The sequence below is a fragment of the Streptomyces sp. B21-105 genome, assembly GCF_036898465.1.
Lineage (GTDB): Bacteria > Actinomycetota > Actinomycetes > Streptomycetales > Streptomycetaceae > Streptomyces.
In genome coordinates, this window is record NZ_JARUMJ010000001.1 from 8,791,375 (window position 1) to 8,812,531 (window position 21,157).

15 protein-coding genes and 1 pseudogene are annotated in these 21,157 nt (G+C 72.6%); 6 read left to right on the forward strand and 10 right to left on the reverse strand.

Going from position 1 to position 21,157, the window contains the following annotated elements:
• Window positions 1-16 precede the first annotated feature (16 nt).
• The 4 genes from QA802_RS39270 to QA802_RS39285 all read right to left on the reverse strand — a co-directional run bounded on the left by QA802_RS39270 (window position 17) and on the right by QA802_RS39285 (window position 4,447).
• A complete protein-coding gene (locus QA802_RS39270) occupies window positions 17-871 on the reverse strand; it encodes a carbohydrate ABC transporter permease (protein WP_334533332.1) in 855 nt (284 codons plus the stop codon).
• Window positions 868-1,824, reverse strand: coding sequence for a carbohydrate ABC transporter permease (locus QA802_RS39275; RefSeq protein ID WP_319169193.1), 957 nt, complete (start codon window positions 1,822-1,824; stop codon window positions 868-870). The genes QA802_RS39270 and QA802_RS39275 overlap by 4 nt, the downstream gene beginning before the upstream one ends.
• Before the next feature lie 77 nt (window positions 1,825-1,901).
• Complete coding sequence (locus tag QA802_RS39280; RefSeq protein ID WP_334533335.1) at window positions 1,902-3,218, reverse strand: ABC transporter substrate-binding protein; 1,317 nt, start codon at window positions 3,216-3,218, stop codon at window positions 1,902-1,904.
• Between the two features lie 158 nt (window positions 3,219-3,376).
• A complete protein-coding gene (locus tag QA802_RS39285) occupies window positions 3,377-4,447 on the reverse strand; it encodes a LacI family DNA-binding transcriptional regulator (RefSeq protein ID WP_334533338.1) in 1,071 nt (356 codons plus the stop codon).
• A gap of 260 nt (window positions 4,448-4,707) precedes the next feature.
• Here QA802_RS39285 and QA802_RS39290 point away from each other — a divergent pair, with 260 nt between their 5' ends.
• On the forward strand, window positions 4,708-6,747 hold the full coding sequence (locus tag QA802_RS39290) for a glycoside hydrolase family 36 protein (RefSeq protein ID WP_334533341.1): 2,040 nt from the start codon (window positions 4,708-4,710) through the stop codon (window positions 6,745-6,747).
• Window positions 6,748-6,840: 93 nt separating this feature from the next.
• On the opposite strand, the gene QA802_RS39295 is transcribed toward QA802_RS39290, so the two are convergent.
• Window positions 6,841-7,155: a hypothetical protein gene (locus tag QA802_RS39295; protein WP_334533344.1), complete on the reverse strand. Its 315-nt coding sequence runs from the start codon at window positions 7,153-7,155 to the stop codon at window positions 6,841-6,843.
• 237 nt (window positions 7,156-7,392) lie between these two features.
• Here QA802_RS39295 and QA802_RS39300 point away from each other — a divergent pair, with 237 nt between their 5' ends.
• Window positions 7,393-7,782 carry a cupin domain-containing protein gene (locus QA802_RS39300; protein ID WP_334533347.1) on the forward strand — a complete coding sequence of 130 codons (390 nt, stop codon included), beginning with the start codon at window positions 7,393-7,395 and terminating at the stop codon, window positions 7,780-7,782.
• Between the two features lie 4 nt (window positions 7,783-7,786).
• Here the strand turns inward: QA802_RS39300 and meaB are convergent, their stop codons facing one another.
• Genes meaB through QA802_RS39315 form a run of 3 tightly spaced genes read right to left on the reverse strand, consistent with a single transcriptional unit; the run spans window position 7,787 to window position 12,809 of the window.
• Window positions 7,787-8,806 carry a methylmalonyl Co-A mutase-associated GTPase MeaB gene (meaB, locus tag QA802_RS39305; RefSeq protein WP_334533350.1) on the reverse strand — a complete coding sequence of 340 codons (1,020 nt, stop codon included), beginning with the start codon at window positions 8,804-8,806 and terminating at the stop codon, window positions 7,787-7,789.
• 5 nt (window positions 8,807-8,811) lie between these two features.
• Window positions 8,812-10,998, reverse strand: a complete 2,187-nt coding sequence (scpA, locus tag QA802_RS39310; RefSeq protein ID WP_334533353.1) for a methylmalonyl-CoA mutase — start codon at window positions 10,996-10,998, stop codon at window positions 8,812-8,814.
• Window positions 10,998-12,809 (reverse strand): methylmalonyl-CoA mutase family protein, encoded by a 1,812-nt coding sequence (locus tag QA802_RS39315; protein WP_334533356.1) that lies wholly within the window; start codon window positions 12,807-12,809, stop codon window positions 10,998-11,000. Before QA802_RS39315 ends, scpA begins: the two co-directional genes overlap by 1 nt.
• A gap of 521 nt (window positions 12,810-13,330) precedes the next feature.
• Here QA802_RS39315 and QA802_RS39320 point away from each other — a divergent pair.
• The 4 genes from QA802_RS39320 (at window position 13,331) to QA802_RS39335 (ending at window position 20,166) form a co-directional block, all read left to right on the forward strand.
• Window positions 13,331-14,053, forward strand: coding sequence for a hypothetical protein (locus QA802_RS39320; protein ID WP_334533359.1), 723 nt, complete (start codon window positions 13,331-13,333; stop codon window positions 14,051-14,053).
• A gap of 336 nt (window positions 14,054-14,389) precedes the next feature.
• A complete protein-coding gene (locus tag QA802_RS39325; RefSeq protein WP_334535179.1) occupies window positions 14,390-15,565 on the forward strand; it encodes a carboxylate-amine ligase in 1,176 nt (391 codons plus the stop codon).
• Window positions 15,566-15,925: 360 nt separating this feature from the next.
• The gene (locus QA802_RS39330) at window positions 15,926-17,710 is read left to right on the forward strand and encodes an N-acetylglutaminylglutamine amidotransferase (protein WP_334533362.1); all 1,785 of its coding nucleotides are present in this window, start codon (window positions 15,926-15,928) and stop codon (window positions 17,708-17,710) included.
• Window positions 17,683-20,166 (forward strand): prolyl oligopeptidase family serine peptidase, encoded by a 2,484-nt coding sequence (locus tag QA802_RS39335; protein WP_334533364.1) that lies wholly within the window; start codon window positions 17,683-17,685, stop codon window positions 20,164-20,166. Before QA802_RS39330 ends, QA802_RS39335 begins: the two co-directional genes overlap by 28 nt.
• A 79-nt stretch (window positions 20,167-20,245) precedes the next feature.
• Here QA802_RS39335 and QA802_RS39340 read toward each other — a convergent pair.
• Window positions 20,246-20,668 (reverse strand): annotated as a pseudogene (locus QA802_RS39340) (NAD(P)/FAD-dependent oxidoreductase); the annotation flags it as partial.
• 21 nt (window positions 20,669-20,689) lie between these two features.
• Window positions 20,690-21,112 carry an arsenate reductase ArsC gene (locus tag QA802_RS39345; protein WP_334533366.1) on the reverse strand — a complete coding sequence of 141 codons (423 nt, stop codon included), beginning with the start codon at window positions 21,110-21,112 and terminating at the stop codon, window positions 20,690-20,692.
• Window positions 21,113-21,157 lie beyond the last annotated feature (45 nt).

The following is a 21,157-nucleotide window of genomic DNA, read 5'->3' on the forward strand; positions in this document are numbered from 1 at the left end:
GGGGTCGGGGGAGGGGTTACTTGACGGCGCCGCTGGTGATGCCGGCGACGACCCGGCGCTGGGCGACGACGAAGACCGCCACCATCGGCAGGCTCATCATCACGACGTAGGCGAAGATGAGATGCCAGTTGTTCAGGTACAGCTGCGCGTTGGCGACCTGGTACAGGTTGAGCGGGAGGGTGGCCTTGTCGCCGCCGCCGAGGACGAAGAACGCGTAGAACACGTCGCTCCAGGCGAACAGCATCACCATGATCGTCGCGGTGGCGATGACCGGGCGCAGCAGCGGCAGGATGACCTGGAAGAAGACCCGGACCGGGCCGGCGCCGTCCATGCGGGCGGCCTCCTCCAGCTCCTCGGGGAGACTGCGGATGAAACCGGTCATGAAGAAGATCGACGTGGAGAGGTACATCCCCGTGTAGACCGCGATCATGCCGAGCTGGGTGCCCGCCAGGCCGAGTTGACGCAGCTCCATCACGATGGTGATGACGGCCGGCGGGAGCAGCAGTCCGCTGATGCTCAGCGCGTACAGCGTGCCGGCCAGACGTCCGGTGCGCCGGGCGAAGACCCAGGCGGCGCCGGCGCCCAGCAGCAGCACCAGGACGACGGAGGGGACCACGACCAGCAGGCTGTTGACGAAACCCTGGATGATCTTGCCCTGGTCGAAGGCCTGTCGGTAGTTCTCGCCGGCCTGCACGTGGTGCGGCAGCGACAGGTTGGGTTTGATCGCCTCGGCCTGGGGCTTGGCCGAGGTGACCGCCACCAGCCAGAGCGGGATGCCGATGGCGACGGCCGCGATGACGAGGACGGCCACGGGCTGCACCCAGCGCAGGGGGCGTCGATGTGCCGGCGCGAAGGCGGTGACGGCGGTCACTGGTTGTTCTCCCTTCGGCGCAGGCCGACGATGACGGGCACGGCGAGGACGACGACGATGAGGAAGAGCACCAAACTCATCGCGGACGCCTGGGCGTACAGCCCCTGGCCGAAGACACGGAACATGTAGATGTTGAAGACTTCCGTCTCGCTGCCGGGGCCGCCCGCGGTGGTGGCCTGGACGATGTCGAAGGTGTTCATGGAGCCGATCAGCGCGGTGGTCACGTTGAACGTCACCGCGGGGGCCAGCAGCGGGAAGCGGATCGACCAGAAGGTGCGCCAACTGCCGGCGCCGTCGATGCGCGCGGCCTCCAGGACGTCGCCGGGCATGCTCTTGAGGCCCGCCAGGTAGACGAGCATGGCCAGGCCCATCCACTTCCACCCGTGGATCAGCGTCACCACCAGCAGCGTCCAGGTCGTCGAACCCAGCCAGGGTGTGTCCACCGGGTGGCCGGCCAGCGACGAGAGCATGCCGTTGAGCGCTCCGTCCTGGGCCAGCAGGGCCCGGAAGATGTAGCCGACGGCCAGGGCGGAGATCAGCACCGGGAGGAAGAAGACGGCGCGGAAGAAGCGGTTGAAGCGGGTGTCACGCTCCAGCAGCAGGGCGAGACCGAGACCGAAGCCGTTCTGGAAGACGGCCACCAGGACCGCGTACTCCACCGTGATGCGGATGTCCCGCGCCAGCGACCCGTCGTGCAGGATGGCGTCGAAGTTCGACAGCCCCGCGAACCCGATCTGCGGGTGGAACGCCGACCAGTCGGTGAACGGGTAGACGAAGTTCAGCAGGTTCGGCAGCAGGAAGAACATGCCGAACACGGCGAGCGCCGGCAGCGCGAACCACCACGGCTGGTCGGGTTTCCTGAGGGGGCGCCCTCGCCCGCCCTTCCGGGACGGACGGTCCCGGTCCTTCGCCTTGGGACTGGCGCTGACGTCCATGGTGGCGGTGTCCACCATCTTTCTTACCTCCGGTACGGGCCCCGGGCGCGCCGCCGACGGGCGGCCCGGGGGACGGGCTTGGTGAAAAGCGCCGGTCAGAAGCCGGAGATGCCGCGGGCCTTGAGGACCTGCTGGAACTGGTCCTGGGCGGCCTGGGCGACCTGCTGGGGCGTCTTCTTGCCGTAGATCATGTCGGCGAGGGCCAGGTGCATGTCCGGCGCGGTCAGCGCGTTGACCTGGAAGACGCCCGTCGCCGTGGACAGCGCCTTGGCCTGGGCGATCGCCGTCTGCGGCAGCCCGTCGGGGTTGGGCACGGACGGCTCCACGGACACCAGCTTGTTGGCCGTGATGTACGCGGGGTAGTTCGGGCCGAGCCAGAAGGACAGGAACTGCCGGGCGGCGTTCTGCCGCTTGGTGTCCCCGGTGTTGAAGGCGACCACGCCGTTGGTCTGGTCGGGCGAGTACTCGGCGTTGGCCTTGCTGTTGGCGATCGGGAACCAGCCCAGCTTCTTGTCCATCTCCGCGGTGCTGGAGGTGGCCTGGATCTCGGACTGCAGCGAGGTGACGTTCAGGGCCATCGCGGCCGTGCCGTCCATGATCGCCTTGCCCTGGTCGACGAACGTGCCCGTCCGGTAGTTCTTCTGGGCCAGCCCGCCGTCGAGGATCTTCGTCTTGTACTTGGTGATCGCGTCGACGATCGTCTTGTCGGTCCAGGACTCCTTGTTCTTGTTGAGGTCGTCCCAGAACGACTGCGGCAGATCCGTCATCTGCGCCTGCACCTGCCACTGCAGGGGCCACTTGTCGCCGCCGACCTCGAAGAACGGGGCCACGCCCGGGACCTTCGCCTTGATCGTCGCGGCGGTGGCGAGCATGTCGTCGTAGCTGGTGGGCATCGCGGTGATGCCGGCCTTCGCGAAGACGTCCTTGTTGTAGTACACGCCGAGCACGGCCGGGCTCGTGACGATCGCCGCGTAACGGTGGCCGTCGACCTGGCCGAGGCTCTGCTCCGTCTTGCCGAGCTTGGAGACCCAGTCCTCCTTGTCCAGCTGCAGCAGGTTCTTCGCCGGCTGGACGAACGGCAGCGTGCTGCCGGTGGGCTGCCAGAACATCAGGTCCGGCTTGTCGCCGGAGGCCAGCTTGGTGGGCACGTTCGACTCGTAGGGGTCGGGGATCACCTGGGTGGTGATCTTGGCGCCGGTGGCCTTCTCGAACGCCTCGATGGCCTGCTTGGGCTGCGCGACGCTGTTCTGCGCGACCCACATCGTCAGCTCGACGCCCTTGAGGCTCGCGGTGGGGTCGACCGACCCCTCGGGCGCGGCGCCGGGGGAGGAACCGGCGGTGCTGTCGCTGCAGGCGGTCGCCGTCAGCCCGAGGACACAGGCGGTGGCAAGGACGGAGAGGGCTCTTCTCATGGCGTGATCCTTGGTGGTGCGGAAGGGGCGGGGTGGGGCGGGCAAAGCGGAGACGGGCGAAGCGGAGACGGCTGGTGACACCGCGGTGAGCGGTGAGCGGTGCGTGGTGAGCGGCTGTCGGGTGCGGCGGGCGCGAAGGTCCCGTCGGTCCCGTCAACTCATGCGGTTCTGGGCCCCGAGCTCTCGCGGAGGACGAGGGTGGTCTCGACCGGGGCCGGCACCGTGGGCGGCCGGTCGCTGTCGAGTTGGCCGCGCAGCAGCCCGAAGGCGGCGCGGCCCAGTCCCTGGAAGTCCATGCGGACCGTGGTCAGGGACGGGGTGACGAAGGCGGAGTGCGGGGCGTCGTCGAAGCCGATGACGCTGACGTCCTCGGGGACCCGTCGTCCCGCGTGGTGCAGCGCGCGCAGGACGCCGAGGGCCAGGTCGTCGTTGCCGCACAGGATCGCGGTGACCGCCGGGTTCTGGGCGAGCTTCCGCCCGGCCTCGTATCCGGCCTGGGCGTCCCAGCCCCTGCCGGACGGTGCGGGAGCCTCGACCCCGGCCGCTTTCAGCGCCTGACGCCATCCTTCGGCGCGGGGTCCCGCCGAGCGCCGGGTTCCGGTCGAGGCGGGAATCGCCACATAGTGCACCGTCGTGTGCCCGAGCGCCAGCAGATGGTCGGTGGCGGCACGGGCCGCGGCGCGGTCGTCCGCCCACACCGCCGGCCGGCGGGGTGTCCGGCCCGGCGGCGGCGCCTCGACCACCGCCGCGCAGGGCACCTGCGCCGGCACCCGGTCCAGGGCGGCGGCGCCGAGGCGGTCGTAGCCGATCACCACGAGCCCGCCACCGGTGTCGGCGGCCGCCGCGATCGTCTGGTCCAGGTCGTCCTCGGGGGTCAGCAGCCGCACGCCGAGCGTGAAGCCCGCCGCCCGCGACGCCTCCTCCATGCCTTGCAGGGTGGCCGCGTAGCCGTGCAGGAGGGTGTCCGACGTGAGGACGGTGACCGACCGGGTGACGCCCCTGGCCAGCGCGAACGCGGTGGCGTTGCGCCGGAAGCCCAGGGCGTCGATGGCTTCCTGCACACGCTTGCGCGTCTCGTCTCGCACGCTCGGGTGGCTGTTGATGACCCTCGAGACGGTCTGGTAGGAGACGTCCGCCGCCCGGGCGACGTCGCGAATGCTGGCGGCCTTCTGCTGCCCTGGAGGGCGATCGGCCCGGCTGCCGAAGCTTGTGTGACCGGTCACTGACATGCGAGGATTGTGAGCGGTCACAACGTGCGCGTCAAGGGATTGAAACCAGGGAATCACCGCCCGGTCACTCCGGCCGGCGCGGCGAACCCGTCACCCGACCGGCGCGGATCTCCAGTTCAGCGCCCACGAGAACCACCGCAGGACCGAACCGTCCCGGAAGGGGAAACTGCCTTGACCACTGCCGTCGCGACAGACGCGAGGTCCCGTATCTGGTCCCGTCCGGAACTCGGACTGCACGCCGTGGTGGACGCCGGGGATCGGTGCGACTGGGCAGACCCGACCAGGACCGGGCCTGCCTGGTCCCCCTCGTCGAGGTGACCGCCACCGGCCACGGACGCCAGTGGTCCGGCGAACGCTTCGTCGAGACGTCCATAGGCGAACGCCTGACCTACCGCGGTCACGAGACGGTCCACGAGGACGGCCGGGAACGCACCACGATCCGGCTCTCGGACCCGGTGACCGGCCTCGCGGCCCACATCACCCTGGAGGCGGGCGGGAGCGCGGCGGTCCCCGGCGCCGGTTTCCTGCGGGCCCGGGTGCGCCTGGTCAACGAGGGCGACGCGCCGCTGCGGCTGGAGAGCGTGACCACGCTCACCCTCGGCGGCATCGCCGACGCCGACGGATCGCTCGACGGCCTCACCCTGCACTGGGCCGACAACGACTGGCTCGCCGAATGCCGCTGGCGGCAGGCCCCCTTCCGGGACCGGGTGGTCCCGCTGAGCCGGTCCGCCCACGGCCACGAGGGCCGCGGCTGCTTCGAGCGGTACTCGCAGGGCAGCTGGTCCACCGGCCGCCACCTCCCCGTCGCCGGCCTCACCGACCGGCACGGCAGGGCGTGGCTGTGGCAGATCGAGTCCAGCGCGGGCTGGCGCTTCGAGACCGGTGAGCGCGAAGGGTCCGCCTACGTCGCGCTGTTCGGCCCCGACGACGCCCACCACCAGTGGCACCACACCCTCGCGCCGGGCCAGGAGTTCCACACCGTGCCCGCCGTCCTCGTCCGCACGGAGAGCGGCGGGCTGGACGCAGCCTTCGGGATCCTCACCGACCACCGCCGCGGCATCCGCCGCGACCACCCCGACCACCGTGCGCTCCCGGTGATCTACAACGACTACATGAACACCCTGATGGGCGACCCCACCACCGAGAAGCTGCTGCCGCTGATCGAGTCCGCGGCCGCCGCCGGCGCGGAGGTCTTCGTCATCGACGCCGGCTGGTACGACGACGACGCCCAGGGCTGGTGGGACGCGGTGGGAGCCTGGGAAGCCGCCGCCGACCGCTTCCCCGGCGGTATCGGAGAGGTCCTGGACGCGATCCGGCAGCGCGGTATGACGCCGGGGCTCTGGCTGGAGCCCGAGGTCGTCGGCGTGCGCAGCCCGCTGGCCCGGGCGCTGCCGCCCGAGGCGTTCTTCCAGCGCGGCGGGGTGCGCGTCACCGAACACGGACGCCACCACCTGGACCTGCGGCACCCCGCCGCCCGCGCCCATCTCGACCGGGTCGTCGACCGGCTCGTCGGCGACTGGGGCGTCGGCTACCTCAAGCTCGACTACAACATCAACATCGGCCCCGGCACGGAGGGCGGCGCCGGCGACGGCCCCGAGAGCGCCGGCGCCGGACTGCTCGGGCACCACCGCGCCCACCTCGACTGGATGGCCTCGCTGCTCGACCGGCACCCGCGTCTCGTCCTGGAGAACTGCGGTTCGGGCGGCCTGCGCATGGACTACGCGCAGCTGGCCGTGACACAGCTGCAGTCCACCAGCGACCAGCAGGACTTCCTGCGCTATCCGCCGATCGCCGCCGCGGCCGCCACCGCCGCCACCCCCGAACAGGCGGCGGTCTGGGCCTACCCCCAGCCGGACCACAGCCTCGACGAGATCGCCTTCACCCTCACCGGCGCACTCCTCGGCAGGGTCCACCTCTCGGGGTTCCTCGACCTCATGGACGACGACCGGTCCGCCCTCGTGCGCTCGGCGATCGGGGTGTACAAGGAAATCCGGCCGCAGATCGCCGCCGCCCACCCCTTCTGGCCGCTCGGGCTGCCCGGCTGGGAGGACTCCTGGCTCGCGCACGGGCTGAGGGGCCCGGAATCCACGTTCCTGACGGTGTGGCGCAGGGGCCCCGGCCTTGAGCGGCGTGCCCTGTCCCTGCCGCATCTGCGGGGCGTCGGCCTGGTACCGGAGGTGCTGTACCCGCACCCGTCCGACGCCGGCGCCCGATGGGACGCCGACGCGGGGATCCTCACCGTCCACCTGCCCCGCCCCGACACCGCCGTGCTGCTGCGGTGGGACGACGCCGCCCACTGAGGCCGTGCCCGCCACGGGGGCAGGCCGGTGCCACGGACCTGCCCGCCCCGGAGGAACGGCCGCCGAGCGCGGCCCGGGTGACCTCGTCGAGCGTCAGGACCCGGCGCGTGCCGCGCGGGCCTGCCGGAAGTCGAGGTACGACAGCGCCGTCACCAGCAGCGGAACGATGACCCACAGCAGGACGACGCGGAGCCGGCCCGCCGTCAGCGCGGCGACGGCGAGCACGGCGACGGCACTGCCGACGAAGCCGAAGAACTGGCGGTAGGAGCGGAAGCCGCCCGACACGTCCGGCCGGGGATCGTCCTCGGCCAGCGCGGCGCGCGCGGGGTGGCCGTCCGGCGGGCCTGCCGCCAGGCGAAGAACCAGCGGGAGACCGCGTACAGGACAAACGTGCCCAGGTAGATCCACCACCCGATCGGGTCGTCGGGCAGGGCACGCGCGAGTGTCACCTGTGTCATGGACACCGCGTGCCCTGCCTCCCGGGGAGCAGACGGTTCCGGTTTCCGGCGGGGTGGGGCGGGGCCCGGCTCGTGGCCGCCGTCGGTGTCGGTGCAGGTGCCGCCGTCGGTGCCCGGGCCGCTGCCGAGGCCGGGCGGTCCGGGGCGACTCGATGGGGTGCGGTCGCGGCTGCTACGTTGCGGACGCATGAGTGACAACGTGTACGTGGGCAACGCCGGCAAGGACGCGGCGCTGGACCACGGCTGGCTGCTGGGCCACTTCAAGGACGCCCACGATCCCCGGCACAGTGCGGACGTCGAGATCAAGTGGGGCGTCCACCCGCGGGGCGACGAGCGGGTGAAGTGGGTGAGCGGTGAAGTGCGCACCGCCCTGCTGGTGCTCGTCAGCGGCCGCTTCCGGGTCGAGCTGCCCGGGCGCAGCGTCGTGCTGGCGGAGCAGGGCGACTACATCGTGTGGGGAAAGGGCGTCGACCATTCCTGGTACGCGGAGGAGGAGTCCGTCGTCCTGACCGTTCGGTGGCCGTCGGTCGCAGGCTACCGGGCCACCGCCGACGCCGCCCCCGACGACCGGGACTGAATTCTCAGCGCCCGCCCGCCCCGCCGGCCCATCCGCTCGGGCCGCCGCCTTCCGTGAAGGTCGCGAGGATGCGTTCGGCGGCCAGTGTCGCCGTCAGCCCGCCGTCCCTGACCTGCTGTTCCAGGACCGGGGCCAGGGCGCGCACCGCCGGGTCGGCGTGCAGCCGGCCGAGGAGTTCGTCGCGGACCATGGTCCACGTCCAGTCGACCTGCTGGTCGCGCCGCTTGGCCGCCAGACGTCCGGTGGAGTCCAGCACCGCGCGGTGCTGCTCCAGGCGCTCCCAGACGGTGTCCAGTCCCGACGACTCCCGGGCGCTGCAGCTCAGCACGGGCGGCGCCCACGCGGCGTCCTTGCCGTGCATCAGCCGCAGCGCGCCCGCCAGTTCGCGGGCGGCGGCGCGGGCGTCCCGCTCGTGCGGTCCGTCCGCCTTGTTCACGGCGATGACGTCGGCCAGCTCCAGGACGCCTTTCTTGATGCCTTGCAGCTGGTCGCCGGTGCGGGCGAGGGTGAGCAGCAGGAAGGAGTCGACCATGTTGGCGACCGCGGTCTCGGACTGGCCGACGCCGACCGTCTCGACGAGGACGACGTCGTAGCCGGCCGCCTCCATCACCACGATCGACTCCCTGGTGGCCTTGGCGACCCCGCCGAGGGTGCCCGCGGTGGGGGAGGGGCGGATGAACGCCGCCGGATCCACCGCGAGACGCTCCATACGGGTCTTGTCGCCCAGGATCGAGCCGCCGGTCCGGCTGGACGACGGGTCGACGGCGAGCACCGCCACCCGGTGGCCCCGCGAGGTCAGCAGCGTGCCGAACGCGTCGATGAACGTCGACTTGCCGACGCCCGGCACCCCGCTGACGCCGATCCTGCGGGCCCTGCCGCTGTGTGGGAGCAGCTCGGTCAGCAACTCCTGCGCCAGCGCCCGGTGCTGGGGCCGGGTTGACTCGACGAGGGTGATGGCGCGCGCGACGATCGCGCGCTTCCCGTCGAGCACGCCCTTCACATAGGTGTCGAGGTCGATGGCCATGGGCGTCAGAGGTCGTCGCCGAGATCGTGCCCGAGGTCGTCCGACAGCCGCTTCACCAGGTCGTACGCGGCGTCCGGGATCACCGTGCCGGGCGGGAAGACGGCGGCGGCGCCCATCTCCAGGAGCGTGGGCACGTCCTGCGGCGGGATGACGCCGCCGACGACGATCATGATGTCCTCGCGTCCTTCTTCGGCGAGCTGCTCGCGCAGCGCCGGCACCAGCGTGAGGTGTCCGGCGGCCAGCGACGACACCCCGACGATGTGCACGTCGGCCTCGACGGCCTGACGGGCCACCTCGCCCGGGGTCTGGAACAGCGGGCCGACGTCGACGTCGAAGCCGAGGTCGGCGAAGGCGGTGGCGATGACCTTCTGGCCGCGGTCGTGCCCGTCCTGGCCCATCTTGGCGACCAGGATGCGCGGCCGCCGCCCCTCGGACTCCTCGAACGCGGACACGAGGCCGCGGGTGCGGTCCACGGACGGCGACTCCCCTGCTTCGTTGCGGTACACGCCGGAGATCGTACGGATCTGGCTCGCATGCCGGCCGTACACCTTCTCCAGGGCGTCGGAGATCTCGCCGACGGTGGCCTTCGCCCGGGCCGCGTCGACGGCCAGCTCCAGCAGGTTGCCCTCGCCGCCCGCGGCCCGGGTCAGCGCGTCCAGGGCGGCCCGGCACGCGACGTCGTCCCGCTCCTCGCGCAGCCGGCGCAGCTTCTCGATCTGCTGGGCGCGCACGGACGAGTTGTCGACCTTGAGGACGTCGATCTGCTCGTCGCTGTCGACGCGGTACTTGTTGACGCCGATCACCGGCTGGCGCCCGGAGTCGATACGGGCCTGCGTGCGCGCGGCGGCCTCCTCGATGCGCAGCTTGGGGATGCCGGCGTCGATGGCCTTGGCCATGCCGCCCGCGGCCTCGACCTCCTCGATGTGCTGCCAGGCCCGGCGCGCGAGGTCGTACGTCAGCCTTTCCACGTAGGCGCTGCCGCCCCACGGGTCGATCACCCGCGTGGTGCCGGACTCCTGCTGGATCAGCAGCTGCGTGTTGCGGGCGATGCGCGCCGAGAAGTCGGTCGGCAGCGCGAGCGCCTCGTCGAGGGCGTTGGTGTGCAGCGACTGCGTGTGGCCCTGCGTCGCCGCCATCGCCTCGACGCAGGTGCGCGTGACGTTGTTGAAGACGTCCTGCGCGGTCAGCGACCAGCCCGAGGTCTGCGAATGGGTGCGCAGCGACAGCGACTTGCTGTTCTGCGGGTCGAACTGCTTCACCAGTTTCGCCCACAGCAGGCGCGCCGCCCGCAGCTTGGCGACCTCCATGAAGAAGTTCATGCCGATCGCCCAGAAGAACGACAGCCGCGGCGCGAACGCGTCGACGTCCAGGCCCGCTGCACGGCCCGCCCGGATGTACTCCACGCCGTCCGCGAGCGTGTATGCCAGCTCCAGGTCGGCCGTCGCGCCCGCCTCCTGGATGTGGTAGCCGGAGATGGAGATGGAGTTATAGCGGGGCATCCGCTGCGAGGTGTAGGCGAAGATGTCGGAGATGATCCGCATCGACGGCTTCGGCGGATAGATGTAGGTGTTGCGGACCATGAACTCCTTGAGGATGTCGTTCTGGATGGTCCCGGCCAGCTTCTCGGGCGGCACGCCCTGTTCCTCGGCGGCGACGATGTACAGCGCGAGCACGGGCAGCACCGCGCCGTTCATCGTCATCGACACGGTCATCCTGTCCAGCGGGATGCCGTCGAACAGCTGCCGCATGTCGTAGATCGAGTCGATCGCCACCCCGGCCATGCCGACGTCGCCGGTCACCCGCGGGTGGTCGCTGTCGTAGCCGCGGTGCGTCGGCAGGTCGAACGCGACCGACAGGCCCTTCTGGCCGGCCGCGAGGTTGCGGCGGTAGAAGGCGTTGGACTCCTCGGCGGTGGAGAAGCCGGCGTACTGGCGGATCGTCCACGGCTGGTTGACGTACATCGTCGGGTACGGGCCGCGCAGGTAAGGGGCGACGCCCGGGTAGGTGTCCAGGAAGTCCAGGCCCTCCAGGTCCTGGCCGGTGTACAGCGGCTTGACGGTGATGCCCTCGGGCGTCTCCCACAGCAGGTCGTCCCCGCCCGCCGCCCTCTTCACGGCCGTGCGCCACTCGTCGGCGCCGGCGTCGGCGGCCGGGGTCCCCAGTTCGATCCCGGTGAAGTCGGGGATTGCCATCAGGACACAGCTCCCATGCGGTCAAGGGTGGCGGACAGCACGGCGACGGCGTCGCAGCCCGCGAAGACGTACGCGTCGACCCCGGGGTACTGCCCGGGACGTCCGGCGAGGAACACGTGCGAGGCGCCGGCGGCCCGCAGCCGGGCCGCCTCCGACTCGGCCTGCTCTTCGTACAGGGCGTCACTCGAGCACAGGCAGACCTCCGTGGCGCCGCTGTCCTCGAACGGGCCCTCGGTGACGGGCTCGACGCCGCCGGCCTGGAACAGGTTCGCGGCGAAGGTCAGCCGGGCGGTGTGCGCGGCGGCCGGACCGAGCGCCGCCAGGTAGATCCGCGGCCGGGAGCCGGTCGCCGCGAGGTGGGCGTCCGAGCGCGCCCGCAGCGCCTCGTACGCCTCGTCGCGGCGCACCCGCGGCAGACCGCCGGAGCGTGGTTCGGGGGCGCTCTCGCGCAGCACCGGCTTCTCCGCGAGGAACGGGAACTCGCTGACCCCGGTGACGGGTTCGCGCCGCGTGGCGAGCCGGCCGCTGCGCGCCCGCCAGGTGTCGGCGAGGTCCTCCGCGAGGCGTCCCGAGCGCAGCACGGCCGCCTGGCCGCCGCCGCGCTCGATCCCCTGGAAGAACTCCCAGCCCGCGTGGGCCAGTTCGTCCGTCAGCCGTTCCACGTACCAGGAGCCGCCCGCCGGGTCGACGACCCGGGACAGGTGCGACTCCTCGATGAGGATGGTGGAGGTGTTGCGCGCGATGCGCCGCGCGAACGCGTCGGGCAGGCCGAGCGCGTGGTCGAAGGACAGCACGGTGACGGAGTCCGCTCCGCCCGCCCCCGCGGCCAGCGTGGCGATGGTGGTGCGCAGCATGTTCACCCACGGGTCGCGGCGCGACATCATCACCGGCGAGGTCACCACGTGCTGGATCTGCGCGCCGGCGCCGGGCGCCCCGGACACCTCGGCGACCCGGGCCCACAGCCGGCGGGCCGCCCGCAGCTTGGCGATCGTGAGGAACTGGTCGGCGGTCGCCGCGTAGCGGAACTCCAGCTGCCCGCAGGCCTGTTCCACGCTCAGCCCGGCCTCGGTCAGCTCCCGCAGGTAGCCGACGCCGGTGGCCAGCGAGGCGCCCAGTTCCTGCGCGGCGCTGCCGCCGGCCTCGTGGTACGGCAGCGCGTCCACGGTGAGCGCCCGCAGTTGCGGATACTCCTTTGCGCACAGCCGCGCGAGTTCGGCGGCCGCGGCGAACGCGACCGGCCGCCCGGTGCGGGCCTCGTGACCGAGGGGATCGGCGCCGAGATTGCCGCGCGCCGCGTCCTTCGCGACGCCCCGCTCCGCGAACAGCCGCAGCAACTCCCGTGCGGCGGGCCCGACCTGGTCGCCCGCGTCGAGGACGACCGGCGCCAGGTCGAGAAGCACACCGTCCAGGACCCGGTCGAGGGACGACACCGGGATGCCGCCTTCGCCGGCCACCAGCCACAGGGAGGTGACGCCGTTCTCCAGGTCCGCGAGCACGGCGCGGTCGTCGTCCGCCGTGTGCCGCTGCCGTACGTCCCAGCCCCCGACGGCATTTCCCTCGGGCCGGCTGCCGCGCACGAAGGGCGCGAAACCGGGGTGACCGTGCTCGGGCGCGGCGTCGCGCGCGGTGTAGAGGGGGCGGGTGCGCAACCCGTCCTCGAGGGCGGTGGACAGGGCTTCCTCGGCCTGAGCGCCCTCGACGTCCTTGCCCGACTTGCGCAGCACGCCTGTGATGAGGCGCTGCCACTGCTCGTGGGTGGCGTCAGGGAACTCGCCGGCCAGCTGGAGCCCGTCGTCAGGCAGGACCGTCATGCTCGGATGCTAGGCCCAAGACACGAAGGAGCAGCAGAGGGCATCGCTGTGACCTTTCCCTCGCCACGGCTGTGACCTGCCCCGCTCCACCGGGACTCGACGCGGCGAACCGGCTCGGACCGGCTGTGACCAGGCAAAACGGCCGATCCCGGCCGATGGTGCGAAGCCGGTTCCCCGGACCGGACGCCGGGGCGGCTACAGCGACGCGCCAGCGAGGCTGCAGCGGCGGCCCGGCGCCACTTCGGCGGAGCCGCCCGCTCCGCCGCTCACCGCCGCTCGCCCCGACCCGCGGCGAGGACTTCTGGCTTCCTGACCGCCGCCGCGTGACGCCCCGGCTCCCGGTCCCGTCGCTCAACTCCCGCACGGACCAGGCGATCTGACACTGAATCGCCCGGACATCCCTGCATGTACGCCGCCCGAGCCCCGAGCCCCGAGCCCCGAGCGTCGGCGGGCTGCCGCGCGCCGACTGCCGCCGTGGTCGAATCGTCGGACCCTTCTTCGCCGGCAGAGAGGCGCTCCACGTGACGACCCGCAGGGCGGCCCCGCCACTGACTCCCGAGCCCGAGCCCGGGTCGGGGTCCGCGGCGCCGCATCCGCTGCTCGCGTACCTCCTCGACGCCGCCGACGGCTGCTTCCCGCCCGCCGACGGCGCCGTCACGGTTCTGCCCGCCCTGCCCGCGCCGTCCGGCCCGCTGGAGGCGTCGGTCGCGTTCACCGGTCACGCCGTCGTCGCCACCGCGCTGACCGCGCCGGCGGTCCACGCCCTGCGCCCCGACGGCTTCGGCGGCTCGATGAGCCCGGACTTCCTGCGCGCCCTCGCCGGTCCCACGGGCTGGATCGGGTCGATCGACGCCGTGCTCGTCCGCCGCGGCGCCGGCGGGGCCGCCCGGCTGCAACCGCTCTGCGGGGCCGACGACCACCCGCGCGTGCGGTACGCCCGCCGGCTGCGCGGCGGCGTCCGGGTCTTCGGCGACGACCGGGGGCTGGTCACCCTGGCGGCGGGGCTCGCCGGCCGGACCGAACTGAGCATCGAACTGCACGCACCCGACGACGGCGGACGCCGTGGACGCGGCAGGTCGCTGCTCGGTGACGCGCTCACACTGGTCCAGGAGGACGAACCGGTCTTCGCCGCCGTCGCCCCGGGCAACGCCCGCTCGCTGCGGGCGTTTCTCGCCGCCGGTTTCACCCCGGTCGGCGCCGAGGTCCTCGTGCGGGCGGGGCGGGGTCGCGTGCCGCGGGCGTGAGACGGGGGTGGGGGCTGTGACGGTGGGCTCGGGTGAATTCGGGTACTCGGGGGCGCAGCGCGTTCTGCCGGGTCCTGTCGTCGGAGCGCGGAAGGGGTGTTCAAGGGGTCCCTAGGGCCGGAGCCGGTCCGGCCACGACCGTCGGGCAGGCGGACGGCAGACAGTATCTTCTGCGTCACTATGCCCATCTGAGTATAATATGCAACAAATGTGCGCTACTGGGCTTATGTGCCGGTCTGCGGGGAACTTGGTCTCCGCAGCCAGCCGCCGGCATCGACCCGGAGGATCAGCCCTCCACGTGGGCGTCCGGGCATACCCCGAGGAGTGAACGTGAGTATGCGTATCGGAGTGGAGGAAGAGTTCCACGTCCTGGAGGTGGAGAGCGGGCTCCTGGTGCCACGCGCCGAGGCCGTCCTGCAGCACCTGCCCAAACGGACCTTCACGACCGAGCTGCATCAGTCGACGGTCGAGTCGAACAGCGGTGTGCACACGTCGCTGGACGACCTGTACGCCGATCTCACCGAGACGAGACGGCGACTCGACGGGGCGGCCGCCTCGTCCGGTCTCGCGGTGATGGCCGCGGGCACCGCGCCCCTCGCGCCGGCCGCCTCCGCGCACCCCACCGCCGACGCCCGTTATCTGCACATGTCCGAGGAGTACCGCAGGATCGCCGACGAGCAGCTCATCTGCGGCGCCCAGGTCCACGTGGACGTGCCCGACCGGGACACGGCCGTACGCGCCATGTGCGTGGTGTCGCCCTGGCTGCCGGTACTCCTGGCGCTCTCCGCGAGCTCCCCGTTCTGGCAGGGGGCCGACACGGGCTACGCGAGCTGGCGCACCCTGGTGTGGCAGCGCTGGCCCACCGCGGGTCCCGCCGGCTGCTTCGCGAGCGCGGCCGAGTACGACGCCGCGGTGGAGGACTTCGTCCGCGCCGGGATCATCAGCGACCCGGGGATGATCTATTACGACGTACGCCCCTCCTCCCACCTGCGCACCCTCGAACTGCGCGTGTGCGACGCCTGCCCGCGCGCGGAGACCGTGGTGCTCATCGCCGGACTCTTCCGCGCCCTGGTGACCGAGGCCCGCGAGCGGCTGCGCACGCACGGCGAGCCGGGCTGTGCCGGACGGCACGAGTGGCTGCGCGGCGCCACCTGGCGCGCGGCCCGTTCCGGTCTCGAAGGCACGCTCGTGGACCCCGAGACGCACCGGGAGGCAGCGGCGGCGCAGGTCCTGCGCAAGATGCTCGTCCGGCTCCGTCCCGCGCTTGAGGCCCACGGCGACTGGGACACCGTCCGCTCGCTGGCGCGGTCGGCGCTCGCCGAGGGCAGCGCGGCCCGCCGTATGCGCCGTACCGCACAGGACGAGGACCTGCTGGCCTGCGTCGACATGCTCATCGCCGAGACGCGAGGCGAACGCCCCCGCGGACGGCGCGACCCGTCCCGGCCGTCCGCAGTGGGCGGCTCCCGCTCCTCTGTCCTGCGCCGAGTACTGCCGGAGGCCATAGGCCGCTGACGTGCTCATGAACGCCATGGAGCCGCCGCGTACTCGCCGCGTACCCGCCATGGCACCGGGTACCCCGACCGGGCAGCACCGGTCGGTCGACCCGCACCGGCGGGCTGCGAGCGGCGGTGTCCGCGCGGGCGGTTGCGCGGCAGCCACGCCTCGACCGCGCGGAGCCTGCCCGACGGCGCCTGTTCCGACGATCCGTTCAAAGATCGATCCGTCAGAAACGATCCGTCAGAAACGATCCGTTCAGAAAGGTTTTGTCATGTCCAGCAGCACGGCTGAGGTCGTGATCGGCGAGGGCGGTCCGGTTCTCCGGCAACGGCACCGGCCCGCGGACGCCGACGTGCGGAACGGAGGTGGTACGCCATGTGCGGTCTGAGCGGAGAGATCCGCTTCGACGGACGGCGCCCCGATCCGGCGGCCGTCGGGCGCATGAGCGACCGCCTCGCCGCCCGCGGACCCGACGGCCAGGGCCTCTGGACTCGAGGCGCGGTGGCGCTGGGACACCGGCGCCTGAAGATCATCGACCTGTCGGACCTCGGAGCCCAGCCGATGACGGACGCCGGCGGCGAGCTCACCGGCGTCTTCAACGGCTGCGTGTACAACTACCAGGAGCTGCGCGCCGAACTGCGCGGCCTCGGCCACCGCTTCACGTCGACGTCCGACACCGAAGTGGTGCTCAAGGCCTACCGGCAGTGGGGGACCGCCTGCGTCGAGCACTTCCACGGCATGTTCGCCTTCGCCCTCGTCGAGCACCGCACCGGCCGCGTGGTGCTGGCCCGCGACCGGCTCGGGATCAAACCGCTCTACCTGTCCCGGACGCCCGGCCGGCTGCGCTTCGCCTCGTCGCTGCCCGCCCTCCTCGCCGCCGGGGACGTGGACACCTCGCTCGACCCGGCGGCCGTCCACCAGTACCTCAGCTGGCACGCCACGGTGGCGGCGCCCCGCACCGTCCTGAACGGCGTGCGCAAACTGCCCCCGGCCACCGTGCGGGTCGTCGAGCCGGACGGCACGCACCGCGACCACCGTTACTGGCAGCCGTCCTACACTCGCCGGCCCGAGTACGCCGGCATGGGCGCGAACGAATGGCGTGACGCGGTGCTGGAGGCGCTGCGCACCGCCGTACGACGCCGGATGGTGTCCGACGTGCAGGTCGGCGTGCTGCTCTCCGGCGGCCTCGACTCCAGCCTCATCGTGGCGCTGCTCGCCGACGAGGGGCAGCGGGACCTGATGACGTTCAGCGTCGGCTTCGAGTCGGAGGGCGGCGAGGACGGCGACGAGTTCCGGTACTCGGACCTGGTGTCCCGGGAGTTCGCCACCGACCACCGCCGCCTGATGGTGCCGTCCGACCGGGTGTCGACGGCCCTGGACGGCGCGATCGAGGCCATGAGCGAGCCCATGGTCAGCCACGACGTGGTCGCCTTCTACCTGCTGTCCGAGCTGGTGTCGAAGGAGGTGAAGGTCGTGCAGAGCGGGCAGGGCGCCGACGAGGTGTTCGCCGGCTACCACTGGTACCCGCAGCTGGCCGAGGCCGCCCGGGAGGACGAAGCCGAGCAGTACGCCGACACGTACTTCGACCGGCCCCACGCCGACCTCGCCCGCGTCCTCCAGCCGCACATGCTGCCGCACGCCGACGTCTCGGGTGACTTCGTCCGCGCGCACATGGCGGTGCCGGGGGCGGAGAGCGCCCTGGACGCGGCGCTCCGCCTCGACACGCACGTCATGCTCGTCGACGACCCCGTGAAGCGGGTCGACAACATGACGATGGCCTGGGGCCTGGAGGCCCGGGTGCCGTTCCTCGACCACGAGCTCGTGGAGCTGGCCGCGGCCTGCCCGCCGGAGCTCAAACTCGCCGACGGCGGAAAGGGAGTGCTGAAGGAGGCGGGCCGCAAGCTCCTGCCGCGCGAGGTCGTCGACCGGCCCAAGGGCTACTTCCCCGTCCCGGCGATCCGCCATATGGCCGGACCCGTCCTGCAGCGCGTGCAGGAGGTGCTGAAGGCGCCCGAGGCGACACGACGCGGCCTGTTCCAGGAGTCGTACGTGGCCGAGCTCCTCGCGGCGCCCGACGAGTGCCGGACCAGGCGCGGAGCGAACGCCCTTTGGCAGGTAGCTTTGCTGGAGACATGGCTGCAGACGCACGGAATCACGTGACCGACGGCGACCGGAGCGAGCCGACAGCCGCGCACGGCCCGACGCCCGCGCCGCGGCGGGTCGACGCCGGCCTCGCGACACTCGGGGCGTCCTCGCGGCACGCGCCCACCCGGCCCGCGGAAACGTCGTCCACGGGCACGTCGTCCACGGAAACCCTCGCGGACATCCGGACCGCTGACACTTCGCTCGCGACCACGCTCGCGGACAGCCGGCCCGCGGACGGGGACACGCCCGGCGCGGTGTGCGCGGCGGCCCCGCCGCTGGTGCTGCTGCCCGAGGCGGCCGGACCGCGCGAGGCCGTCAGCCGGCTGCGCGCGCACGGCTGCTGGTACCCCTCCGCGGGCGCGGACGGCGCCGAGGTGGCCTTCATCTGCGACCGCGGCGGGGTGCCCCAGCTCTGGGCCGGCCCCGTCAACAGCGCCGAGGTGCGGCTGCTGGACTCCTCCCCGGACCCCGTCACCGAGGTCTCCTGGTCGCCGGACGGCCGCTGGATCGCGTACACCACCGCGCCGGGCGGCGGCGAGCACTCCCGGGTGCTGTGCGTGCGCCCCGACGGCACCGGACGGCGCGTGCTGGCCGGAGCCGACCCGGGCAGCACCGCCTACCTGGGCTGCTGGTCGCACGACGGCTCCGGTCTCGCCGTCACGGTCACCGCGCCGGCCGCCCGCACCCCCGGCGACGCCCCGGGCCGCCCGCCGGCGGACCGCGGCCCGGCCGCGGGCCCCCTCGACGGCGCCCTCCCGCCTGCCGGCTGGGCCGACCGCGGCGGACCCGCCACCCTCCTCGGCGCATCCTCGTACGACGCCGCGACATGGAAAGGACCGGCCACCGCCGGGGCGCCGGCCACCGCAATGGGGCCGGCCACCGCCACGGCGCCGGCGGCCGGGGCGACGAGCGGCGGTCCGACAGACGTCACCGCGCCGACGGCGGCGACCGTACGCCCCGACGGCGGCCTGTCGGTCTATCTGATCGACCCCGACGGGCTGGCCTCGCCCGCCCTGCTGACCACCGAGACCCACGCGGCCACCCTGCGGGCCTGTGACCTCAGCCGGGACGGCTCGCTCGTGCTGCTGCGCCGGGGACCGCGCGGCCGCCGGGAGGCCGTCGTGCGGCGGACGGACGACGCGACGGCCACCTTCGCCCTGCCGGTCGCCGACGGAGACCCGTGGATCGGCAGGTTCTCGCCCGACGCCCGCACGCTGTGGCTGCGCAGCAACGCGGACCGGGAGTACGCGGCCCTGCTCGCCGTGGTCCTGGACGCGGACGGCAGGCCCGACGCAGCGTCCGACGACCCCCTGGACGCGCCGGGCCACACCGTTGTCGTCGCGGAACGGGACGGCTGCGACCTCCAACTGCTGGCGCTGGCCCACGACGGCCGCACCGCCGCGCTGGCCTGGAACACCCGGGGGGCGAGCGAACTCGAACTGGTCGAGACCTTCCCCGCCTTCTGGGGCGTCCCCGTACGCCACGCTCCCGACCGCACGGGCCCGGCACGGCCCATCCCGCTGCCCCACGAGGTCGTCACCCGCGTCACGGCGGCCGGCGCGGGCCGCCTGCTGCTCGCGCTGTCGGGCTCGCAACGCCGCCCCGGCGTGTGGTGGGCCCACGAAGGCGTGTCCCTCCTGCGCACCCCCTGGTCCTCGAAGGACGAGGACGCCGTCCCGCCCGGCCGCCCGCCCGTGCGCCCCGTCCCGCTGCGGCTGACCGCGCGCGACGGACTGCCGCTGCACGGCTGGTACTACCGCGCGCCGGGCCGCCCCCCGAACGTGCCGGCCCCCTGCGTGGTCCATCTGCACGGCGGCCCCGAGGAACAGGAACGCCCCATCCTCCACCCGCTCTACCACGAACTGACCGGGCGCGGCCTGGACGTCTTCGCCCCGGACGTGCGCGGATCCTCCGGCCACGGCCGCTCGTTCCTCGACGCCGACCTCGGCGCGGGCCGCTTCGCCGCCCTGGACGACGTAGCCGACTGCGCGGCCCACATCGTCACGACGGGGCTCGCGGACCCGACCCGGCTGGCCGTCATGGGCCGCTCCTACGGCGGCTACCTGACGTTCGCCTCCCTGGTGTGGCACCCCGGACTGTTCCGCACCGGAGTGGCCGTCTGCGGCATGTCGGACTTCCTGACCTTCTTCGCCGCGACCGAGCCCTGGCTCGCCGAGTCCGCTGCGCACAAGTACGGTCACCCCGACCGCGACCGGGAACTGCTGCGCTCCCTGTCGCCGATGACCCGCATCGACGCGCTGCGCGTCCCGGTGCTGGCCGTCCACGGCGAACACGACACCAATGTGCCGCCGGAGGAGTCGCGGCAGTTCGTGCGGGCCGCCCGCGAACGGGGTCTCGCCGCCGAGCTGCTGACGCTGCGCGACGAGGGCCACGACTTCCTGCGCGCGGACAACCGGCGGCTGTTCCGCCGGGCCGCCGCCGACTGGATGGAACGCCATCTCCTGCTGTGAACGCCTCCCGGCGGGTGTGAACGTTCCCCGGATCCGGTGTGCGTAGAGCGGCGGACGCGGGGTAGTCGAAACCGAGTCGGCGGGAAGCGGCGCGATGCCTGGGGAGGTCGAGCGCCGCTTCCCGCCCTTTGAGGAAGGTGGCTTCCTCCATGGCGGTGTCGCCGCCGCCGACCACGACGATGGACAGTTCGTCCTCCTTCGGCAGGCCAAGTTTGCGGTAGCCGGATCCGGTCGCGATGATCACGGTCCTGGCGCGGTGGACGGTGCCGGCTGAGTCGGTGAGGAGCTTGATGTCGCCGGTCAGGTCGACGGACACGATGTCGTCGTCGATCATCTCGGCGCCGAACTTCTCGGCCTGGGCCCGCATGTTTTCCGTCAGGACCGGGCCGTCGACGCCCTGGGGGAAGCCGGGGAAGTTCTCGACCTCGGTCGTGGTGGTCACCGAGCCGCCGACGAAGATGTAGAGGGCGGCGGTGTATCCGGCGGGGCCGGAGCCGATGATGACGACCCTCGCGTATCTCGCTCACGCTGTGGCCTCCGGCTTCGCGGGGGCGATCTCGGCGATCAGGCCCTCGACCAGGGTCTTGATCTCGTCGCGGATCGGGCGCACGGCCTCGACGTCCTGGCCGGCCGGGTCCTCGAGCTTCCAGTCGAGGTAGCGCTTGCCGGGGAAGACGGGGCAGCTGTCGCCGCAGCCCATGGTGATGCAGACGTCCGACTCGCGGACCGCGTCGATGGTGAGGATCTTCGGCGTCTCCTTGGAGATGTCGATGCCGACCTCTGCCATGGCCTCGACGGCGGCCGGGTTGACCTGATCGCCGGGGTTGGAGCCGGCGGAGCGGACCTCGACGCGGTCTCCGGCCAGGTGGGTCAGCCACGCGGCGGCCATCTGGGAGCGGCCGGCGTTGTGGACGCAGACGAACAGGACGGACGGCTTGTCGGCCATGGTGATCGTTCTCTCTCGTCGCGTGGCGGAACCCAGCCGCCAATG

Coding starts and splice junctions, on each gene's coding strand:
- QA802_RS39285 (WP_334533338.1), bottom strand. CDS start 4,447: ATGTCAGTGACCGGTCACACAAGCTTCGGCAGCCGGGCCGATCGCCCT.
- QA802_RS39300 (WP_334533347.1), top strand. CDS start 7,393: ATGAGTGACAACGTGTACGTGGGCAACGCCGGCAAGGACGCGGCGCTG.
- meaB (WP_334533350.1), bottom strand. CDS start 8,806: ATGGCCATCGACCTCGACACCTATGTGAAGGGCGTGCTCGACGGGAAG.
- QA802_RS39330 (WP_334533362.1), top strand. CDS start 15,926: ATGTGCGGTCTGAGCGGAGAGATCCGCTTCGACGGACGGCGCCCCGAT.
- QA802_RS39315 (WP_334533356.1), bottom strand. CDS start 12,809: ATGACGGTCCTGCCTGACGACGGGCTCCAGCTGGCCGGCGAGTTCCCT.
- QA802_RS39335 (WP_334533364.1), top strand. CDS start 17,683: ATGGCTGCAGACGCACGGAATCACGTGACCGACGGCGACCGGAGCGAG.
- QA802_RS39280 (WP_334533335.1), bottom strand. CDS start 3,218: ATGAGAAGAGCCCTCTCCGTCCTTGCCACCGCCTGTGTCCTCGGGCTG.
- QA802_RS39345 (WP_334533366.1), bottom strand. CDS start 21,112: ATGGCCGACAAGCCGTCCGTCCTGTTCGTCTGCGTCCACAACGCCGGC.
- QA802_RS39325 (WP_334535179.1), top strand. CDS start 14,390: ATGCGTATCGGAGTGGAGGAAGAGTTCCACGTCCTGGAGGTGGAGAGC.
- QA802_RS39275 (WP_319169193.1), bottom strand. CDS start 1,824: ATGGTGGACACCGCCACCATGGACGTCAGCGCCAGTCCCAAGGCGAAG.
- scpA (WP_334533353.1), bottom strand. CDS start 10,998: ATGGCAATCCCCGACTTCACCGGGATCGAACTGGGGACCCCGGCCGCC.